Origin of the sequence: Streptomyces sp. UW30, from assembly GCF_008042075.1 — a bacterium.
In the GTDB taxonomy this organism is placed as follows: Bacteria; Actinomycetota; Actinomycetes; order Streptomycetales; family Streptomycetaceae; genus Streptomyces.
The window spans coordinates 752,160-758,676 of record NZ_RDBN01000037.1 but is presented as its reverse complement, the minus strand read 5'-3'; the positions used below and the strand labels follow the sequence as shown (position 1 = coordinate 758,676).

Genomic DNA, 6,517 nt, shown 5'->3' with positions numbered 1-6,517 from the left:
GGTGCGCAGCGAGCCACGGCGCGCGTCGTAGGTGTACGGCCGGCCCCACAGGTGCGCGAAGACCTCCTGCGCCACGTCCTCGGCGGCGGCCGGTGAGCGCGTGACCCGCACGGCTACCCGCCGCACCAGCCCGCCGTACGTCGCGTACACCTCGGCCAGCGCCGACTCGTCGCCGTACACCAGCCGCCGGTGCACCTCCGCGTCGGCAGGCGGCGGTGCGGAGGTACCGCCCGTGGACTCCACGTGACCTTCCTAGCGTCCCGGCAGGGCCGGCGCCAGTGGTTCAGACAGAGAGGACGTCGAGCAGGCGGTCGACATCGGCGGGCGTGTTGTACAGGTGGAAGGCCGCGCGCAGGTTGCCCGCCCGGTCGGAGACCTCCACCGAGGCGCTGCTCAGTTCGGCCTGGCGGCGGCCGAGTCCGGGCACGGAGACGATCGGCGAGCCGGGGGACGGGACGGCCTCGTGGCCGAGGGAGGCCAGGCCCGCGCGGAAGCGGTCGGCGAGGGCGAGGTCGTGGGCGCGCACGGCGTCCAGGCCGAGCTCCTCCAGCAGTTCGAGGGAGCGGCGGGCGCCGGCGTAGGAGAAGAGGGCGGGGCTCTCGTCGAACCGCCGTGCGGAGCGGGCGAGTTCGTCGATGGGGCCGTAGCACGCGTCCCAGGGGCGCTCCCCCGCCACCCAGCCGGCGAACAGCGGGGTGAGCCCGCCGAGGTCCTCCGGGACGACGAGGAAGGCCACGCCCCGCGGGCAGACGAGCCACTTGAAGGCGACGCAGGCGCTGTAGTCGTAGGCGTCCGCGTCGAAGTCCAGCCATCCGGCGGCCTGGGACGCGTCGATGTACGTACGCGCCCCGTGCTCGCGCGCCGCCTCCCGGATCGCGGGCAGGTCGGCCACCCGGCCGTCCGCGGACTGGGCCGCGCTGACCGCGACCAGGGCGGTGCCGGGCCGCACCGACTCGGCGACGCGCTCCAGCGGCACGCTGCGCACCTTGAGGTCGGAGCGGACGTGGAAGGGGTTCACGACGGAGCTGAAGTCGCCCTCGGCGGTGAGGACTTCGGCGCCCTCCGGGAGGGAGGCGGCGATCAGGCCGCTGTAGACCGCGACGGAGGCGCCGGCCGCCACCCGGCGCTCGGGCACGCCGACGAGCCGCGCGAAGCAGGCGCGGCTCGCCTCCACATCCGCGAACATGTCGGTCGGCCGTCCGGCGGCCGCGGCCTCGACGGCGGTCCTCAGGGCGGCGACGGTGCGGGCCGGTACCAGGCCGGTACTGGCTGTGTTCAGGTAGGTGTTCTTCGGCGCGAACTCCGTGCGGACGAGGCTCTCGAAGGTCTCCATGGCTCCACTGTGGGCCCCGGAGAACTCGTAGTCCATTGACGATTTCTGCGTGGTTTCGCAAAGCAGCGCTTATAGGTCCGCCGCCACCTGCGCCTTTTACTTCTGCGGCACCGCGCACCCGTCGGGACCGCACGCGTCCGCTTCACCTTGGTCGATGAGCCGAAGCGGCGAACGCTCGCCCCATGCCTGCGTGAGCGCCTGCTCGAAGACCTCGGCGGGCTGGGCGCCGGAGACGCCGTACTTGCGGTCGAGGACGAAGAACGGCACGCCGTTCGCGCCGAGCTCGGCGGCCTCGCGCTCGTCGGCGCGGACGTCGTCGGCGTAGGCGGCCGGGTCGGCGAGGACCTTCCGGGCGTCGTCGGCGTCGAGTCCTGCGGCGACGGCCAGCTCCACGAGGCGCTCGTCGCCCCCGGAGAAGACGGACCGCTCCTCGGCGAAGTTCGCCTTGTAGAGGACCTGGATCAGCTCGTCCTGCCTGCCCTGCTCCTTGGCGAGGTGCAGGAGGCGGTGCATGTCGAAGGTGTTGCCGTGGTCGCGGCCCTCGGTGCGGTACGCCAGGCCCTCCGCGGCGGCCTGCGCGCCGAGGTTCTCCTCACCGGCCTGTGCCTGCACCGCGCTCATGCCGTACTTCTTCGTGAGCATGGTGATCACGGGCTGGATGTCGCCCTTGGCGCGTCCGGGGTCCAGCTCGAACGAGCGGTGCACGACCTCGACCTGGCCGCGGTGCGGGAAGGCTTCGAGCGCCTTCTCGAAGCGGGCCTTGCCCACGTAGCACCAGGGGCAGGCGATGTCGCTCCAGATCTCGACGCGCATGTCTTCGGCTCTCTCCAGGTCGGACGGATACGGAGACACCCTCCGCAGACTGGATGAACGTTCAAGCAGCGGGCTTCATTCCCGGTCAGGTGCGTCGCCCGTCACGGAGAAACGCAGGTACAGGTGGTGGTCCCCGTCGGCGGGCGGGTTCTCCGGGTCCGGCTGCCAGCCCCGGCCGGCGTAGAAGCTCTGCGCCCGCCGGTTGTCCACGTGGACGTCGAGCACGGCTGTGCGCATCCCGTCGGCCCGCCACTCCTCGACGCAGGCCGCGTGCAGGGCCGTACCGACGCCGCGGCCCCAGTGGTCGGGGTCGACGTGGAACTGGAACAGCTTGACCGTGTCCGCCGGGCCGTCCTCGGGCCGCCGGAAGGACGCGAGGCCGACGATCCGGCCGCCCTCCACCAGACACAGCACATGCCCGTCGGGCCGCTCGATGGCGCCGCGCCAGGCGGCGGCCCAGTCGGTGCCGTCGTCGGGGAGCCCGTCCGGGTAGTACGTCGCCCTGGCGCGCGCGTGCAGGGCGGCGACCGTCTCCGCCTCGGCGGGCAGAACGGTACGGATCATCCGGTGTGCGGTCACTCGGTCATTGATCATGCAACGGAGGACGTGACCCCGGCCGCCCCGGTTCCGAGCCGGCTGAACTGCGCCCGGTAGGCGCTGGGCGTCAGCCCCGTCCGGCGGACCAGATGCCCGCGCAGCGAGTCGGCCGTGCCCAGGCCACTGGCGCGGGCCACCTGGTCCATGGGCAGGTCCGTGGTCTCCAGCAGTTCCTTGGCGCGCTCGATGCGCTGATGGAGCAGCCACTGCAACGGGCTCACCCCGCTCTCGGCGTGGAAGCGGCGGGTGAGGGTGCGCACGCTGACCCCGGCGTGGCGGGCCAGGTCGGTGAGGGTGAGCGGCTTGTCGAGGTTGCGCATGGCCCAGCCGCGGGTGTCGGCACAGGCGTTGCCGCGCTCGGGCGGCAGCGGGGTCTGGGTGAACTGGGTCTGGCCGCCCGGGCGTACGGGCGCGACCAGTGCGCGCCGGGCGACCTCGTTGGCGACGGCGGCGCCGTAGTCGGTGCGGATGATGTGCAGGCACAGGTCGATGCCGGCGGCGTAGCCGGACGAGGTGACGTAGGGCCCGTCCTGGACGTACAGCACGTCTCCGCACAGGTCGACGTGCGGGTAGCGGCGGCGCAGCTCCTCGGCGTGGGCCCAGTACGTGGTGGCCCTGCGCCCGTGCAGCAGGCCCGCCTCGGCGAGCTGGAAGGCGCCGGTGCACAGGGAGGCGATCCGCTTGCCGTCGGCGGCCGCCTCGCGCACCGCGGCCACGATCCGCGCGTCCGGCTCGAAGGGTTCCCCGGTCCCGGCGACGAGCAGCGTGTCCGCCGTCCGTACGGCGTCGAGTCCGTGCCGTACGTACAGGTCGAGCCCGCCGCTGGTGGGCACCGGTCCCGGCTCGGCCGCGCAGATGACCACCTCGTAGCCGGGCCGCCCGTCGACCTCGACCTTGCCGAACAGCATCTCGGGGATGGCGAGGTTGAACATCGACACCGGCGAGGGCGCCACGACGGCGATGCGGTGCGGGGTGGGCGACTGGGTCATGGCCAGAACCTCCGGGTGCATGGCATTTCGGCCACTACTGTACGACGGCACAGATCCGCAGCATGGAGGCATGTCGACGAACGTGAAACGCGATGGCGGCCAACTCACCGATCCCCAGGCCGAGTTGACGCCGAACACCAAGGCGCGCAAGACGCCCTCCGCGGCCCTCACCCTCACCGCCGGACTCCTCGGCTTCGCGCTGGTCTGCCTCGACGCGTCCATCGTGAACGTGGCCCTGCCCGCGATGGGTTCCTCCCTCGGCGGCGGGATGGCGGGCCTTCAGTGGGTGGTGGACGCCTACACGCTGGCCTTCGCCGCGCTGATGCTGTCCACCGGGGCGTTCTCGGACCGGGCCGGTGCGACCAGGGCGTACGCGCTGGGCGCCGGCGTCTTCACGCTCGCCTCGGCGGCCTGCGGCCTGGCGCCGAACCTGCCCGCCCTGATCGGCGCGCGGGTCGTGCAGGGCGTCGCGGCGGCCGTCGTGCTGCCCGCCTCGCTGGCGCTGGTACGGCAGGCGTACACCGATCCGGCGCGCCGGGCCCGCGCGGTGGCCGTGTGGGCGGCGGGCGGTTCGGCGGCGGTGGCGCTGGGGCCGGTGGTGGGCGGTGTGCTGACGACGGCCTGGGACTGGCGCGGGATCTTCTTCGTGAACCTTCCGGTGGGCGCCCTGATCCTCGTCCTGCTGGTGCGGGCCCCGCGCTCGCAGCGCCGTCCGGCTCCGCTGGACCTGCCCGGTCAGGTGACGGCGGTGGTGGCGCTCACCGCGCTGACGTTCGCGGTGATCGAGGGCGGTGCGGCGGGCTGGGCGGCGCTGGCGGTGGCCGTGGTGGCGGCCGGCGCGTTCCTCCGGATCGAGGCACGCCGACCGCACCCGGTCGTCCCGCTCGGCCTGTTCCGCAACCGGACCGTCGCGGTGACGGTGGCCGCCGGAGCGGCGGTCAGCGTCGCCTTCTACAGCATGGTGTTCGTCTTCTCGCTCTTCTTCCAGCAGGTCCAGGGCCGTTCGGCGCTCCAGGCCGGGCTGATGTTCCTGCCGATGACGGGCCTGATCGCGGTGACCAACGTGGTGGCGGGCAAGCTCGCCGGACGCCACGGCGCGCGGCTGCCCATGGTGGTGGGCCAGGGCCTCGCCGTCGCGGGACTGCTCGTGATGCTGTTCGTCGACGCGGACACGCCCCCGGTGGTGGTGGCGCTGCTGCTCGTCCCGATGGCGCTGGGCTGCGCGCTGACGGTGCCGCCGCTGACGGCGGCGATGATGGACGCCGTGCCCGCCGAACGGGCGGGGCTCGCGGCCGGCGTCCTCAACGCGGCGCGGCAGATGGCCGGGGCGCTGGGCATCGCCGTCTTCGGGGCGCTGATCTCCGACGGCTTCGTGTCGGGGATGCGGCTGAGCCTGGTGATCAGCGCGGCACTGCTCGCGGTGACCGGGCTGCTCAGCTTCCGTCTCGCAGGTCCTTCGGCCAGTTCGGCCTGAACTCGAGGTGGTCGTAGGTCACCACGCACCCCTCCCCCATCGGCGACTGCGTCATGAACCCGATCAGGGCGGCGTCCGCCTCCTTCTCCTCCCCCAGCGTGAACAGCCGGACGAAGGTCCAGCGCTCGCCGTCGCGGGAGGCGTGGAAGGCGAAGGCACGCCCGGTCCGGCTCACCCGCAGCCACACCGAGCTGCCCTCCACCGTGAAGGAGTTGGCGTCGTCGGAGTGGCCCCGGGTGACGACCGTGCACACGGTCGCCACGTCCGGGGAGTACTCCAGGCACAGCTTGGCCCAGGCCCGCTCCCCGACATGGACGTAGAGCACCCCGGCGTCGAAGGCGGCGGCGAACCCGACGGTGACACGGGCGATCAGCTGGAAGTCGCCCTCGGGCGCGCCCAGCAGCCGGGGCGCGTCGGAGGCGGCGTCCAGGGCCTCGCCGGTGGGCGGAACGAAACGGTCCTGCCGGGGGCCGGCCCATCCGGAGAGGATGCCGTCGTCCTCGTAGGACCAGTGGCCGTCGGGGCCGTAGGTGCGCAGCGGGAAGGGGAGTTCGGGGATTTCCAGGTCCATGGCGGGATTCTTCCAGGCCGTCCCCCGTACCGCGCGCCCGAGGGGGGGTCCCGGTCAGCGGGACTGGAGGGCGTCCAGGGCGACGGCCTGGGCGATGGCGAGGCGCAGGTCGAGATCGGGCGAGGCCACGTCGAGCACGTAGCGGTCGCGCAGCCCTATCTTCTTGTCGACCTTCATCACCGGCTTCTCGCCCGAGGTGAAGTCGAAGTGGTACGGCCACACGAACGGTACGAAGTCGAGCGGCAGCAGCTCCCAGACCCGGCGCAGCACGGCCACGAGCCGGTTGCGTTCGGTCCCGACGGCGGTGACGGAGCCCGGCTGCTCCAGTTCCCATGTCGAGCGCAGCAGGGAGGCGGCGAACTTCTTGCGGAACGTGCCGACGGGGTTGCCGGCCGCGTCGCGCACGTCGTAGGCGGCGCCGACGTCGAGGATCTGGCGGGCCTTGGCGGTGAACAGGACGCGGTCCTTGGACTCGTCGGTGTAGAAGGTCATCTGCTCCTTGAGCGCCATCCGCTTCTGCTCGGCGAAGGCGACGACCTTGCCGTCGGAGCCGTCGGGCAGCGTCTCGGTCACGACGTAGCGGTTGATCATGAACGTGGTCTTCTGCCTGATGGTGAATCGCTCGTTCACCTGCGGTCGCGCGCTGTCCACGGTTTCGCTCCCCGAGCCGGTGGTGGTCCCTGCGCCGGCGCCCTCGTCCGGCGGATCCATCCTCACGGCGCGCCCCGGCCCGGGTCAGT

The 6,517-nt window shown here is 72.6% G+C and carries 8 protein-coding genes; 1 reads left to right on the top strand and 7 read right to left on the bottom strand.

Going from position 1 to position 6,517, the window contains the following annotated elements; all coding sequences use genetic code 11:
• From EAO75_RS22055 to EAO75_RS22035, 5 genes are all read right to left on the bottom strand, one after another.
• Positions 1-243: sigma factor (locus EAO75_RS22055; RefSeq protein WP_315987230.1), on the bottom strand; the 243-nt coding region annotated here is incomplete at its 3' end.
• Between the two features lie 40 nt (positions 244-283).
• Positions 284-1,369 (bottom strand): aminotransferase class V-fold PLP-dependent enzyme, encoded by a 1,086-nt coding sequence (locus EAO75_RS22050; RefSeq protein ID WP_187284537.1) that lies wholly within the window; start codon positions 1,367-1,369, stop codon positions 284-286.
• A gap of 60 nt (positions 1,370-1,429) precedes the next feature.
• On the bottom strand, positions 1,430-2,146 hold the full coding sequence (locus EAO75_RS22045; protein WP_147996780.1) for a DsbA family oxidoreductase: 717 nt from the start codon (positions 2,144-2,146) through the stop codon (positions 1,430-1,432).
• A 75-nt stretch (positions 2,147-2,221) separates the two neighbouring features.
• Positions 2,222-2,740, bottom strand: a complete 519-nt coding sequence (locus tag EAO75_RS22040; protein ID WP_187284536.1) for a GNAT family N-acetyltransferase — start codon at positions 2,738-2,740, stop codon at positions 2,222-2,224.
• A complete protein-coding gene (locus EAO75_RS22035) occupies positions 2,737-3,732 on the bottom strand; it encodes a GlxA family transcriptional regulator (RefSeq protein ID WP_147996778.1) in 996 nt (331 codons plus the stop codon). Before EAO75_RS22035 ends, EAO75_RS22040 begins: the two co-directional genes overlap by 4 nt.
• Before the next feature lie 70 nt (positions 3,733-3,802).
• Between EAO75_RS22035 and EAO75_RS22030 the strand changes: the two genes are divergently transcribed.
• Positions 3,803-5,206 (top strand): MFS transporter, encoded by a 1,404-nt coding sequence (locus tag EAO75_RS22030; RefSeq protein WP_261989380.1) that lies wholly within the window; start codon positions 3,803-3,805, stop codon positions 5,204-5,206.
• Here the strand turns inward: EAO75_RS22030 and EAO75_RS22025 are convergent.
• Together EAO75_RS22025 and EAO75_RS22020 are read right to left on the bottom strand one after the other, a co-directional pair.
• Positions 5,166-5,777 carry a DUF1349 domain-containing protein gene (locus EAO75_RS22025; protein WP_147996777.1) on the bottom strand — a complete coding sequence of 204 codons (612 nt, stop codon included), beginning with the start codon at positions 5,775-5,777 and terminating at the stop codon, positions 5,166-5,168. The genes EAO75_RS22030 and EAO75_RS22025 overlap by 41 nt on opposite strands.
• 54 nt (positions 5,778-5,831) lie before the next feature.
• Positions 5,832-6,428 carry a hypothetical protein gene (locus tag EAO75_RS22020; protein ID WP_410092467.1) on the bottom strand — a complete coding sequence of 199 codons (597 nt, stop codon included), beginning with the start codon at positions 6,426-6,428 and terminating at the stop codon, positions 5,832-5,834.
• Between the last annotated feature and the right edge of the window lie 89 nt (positions 6,429-6,517).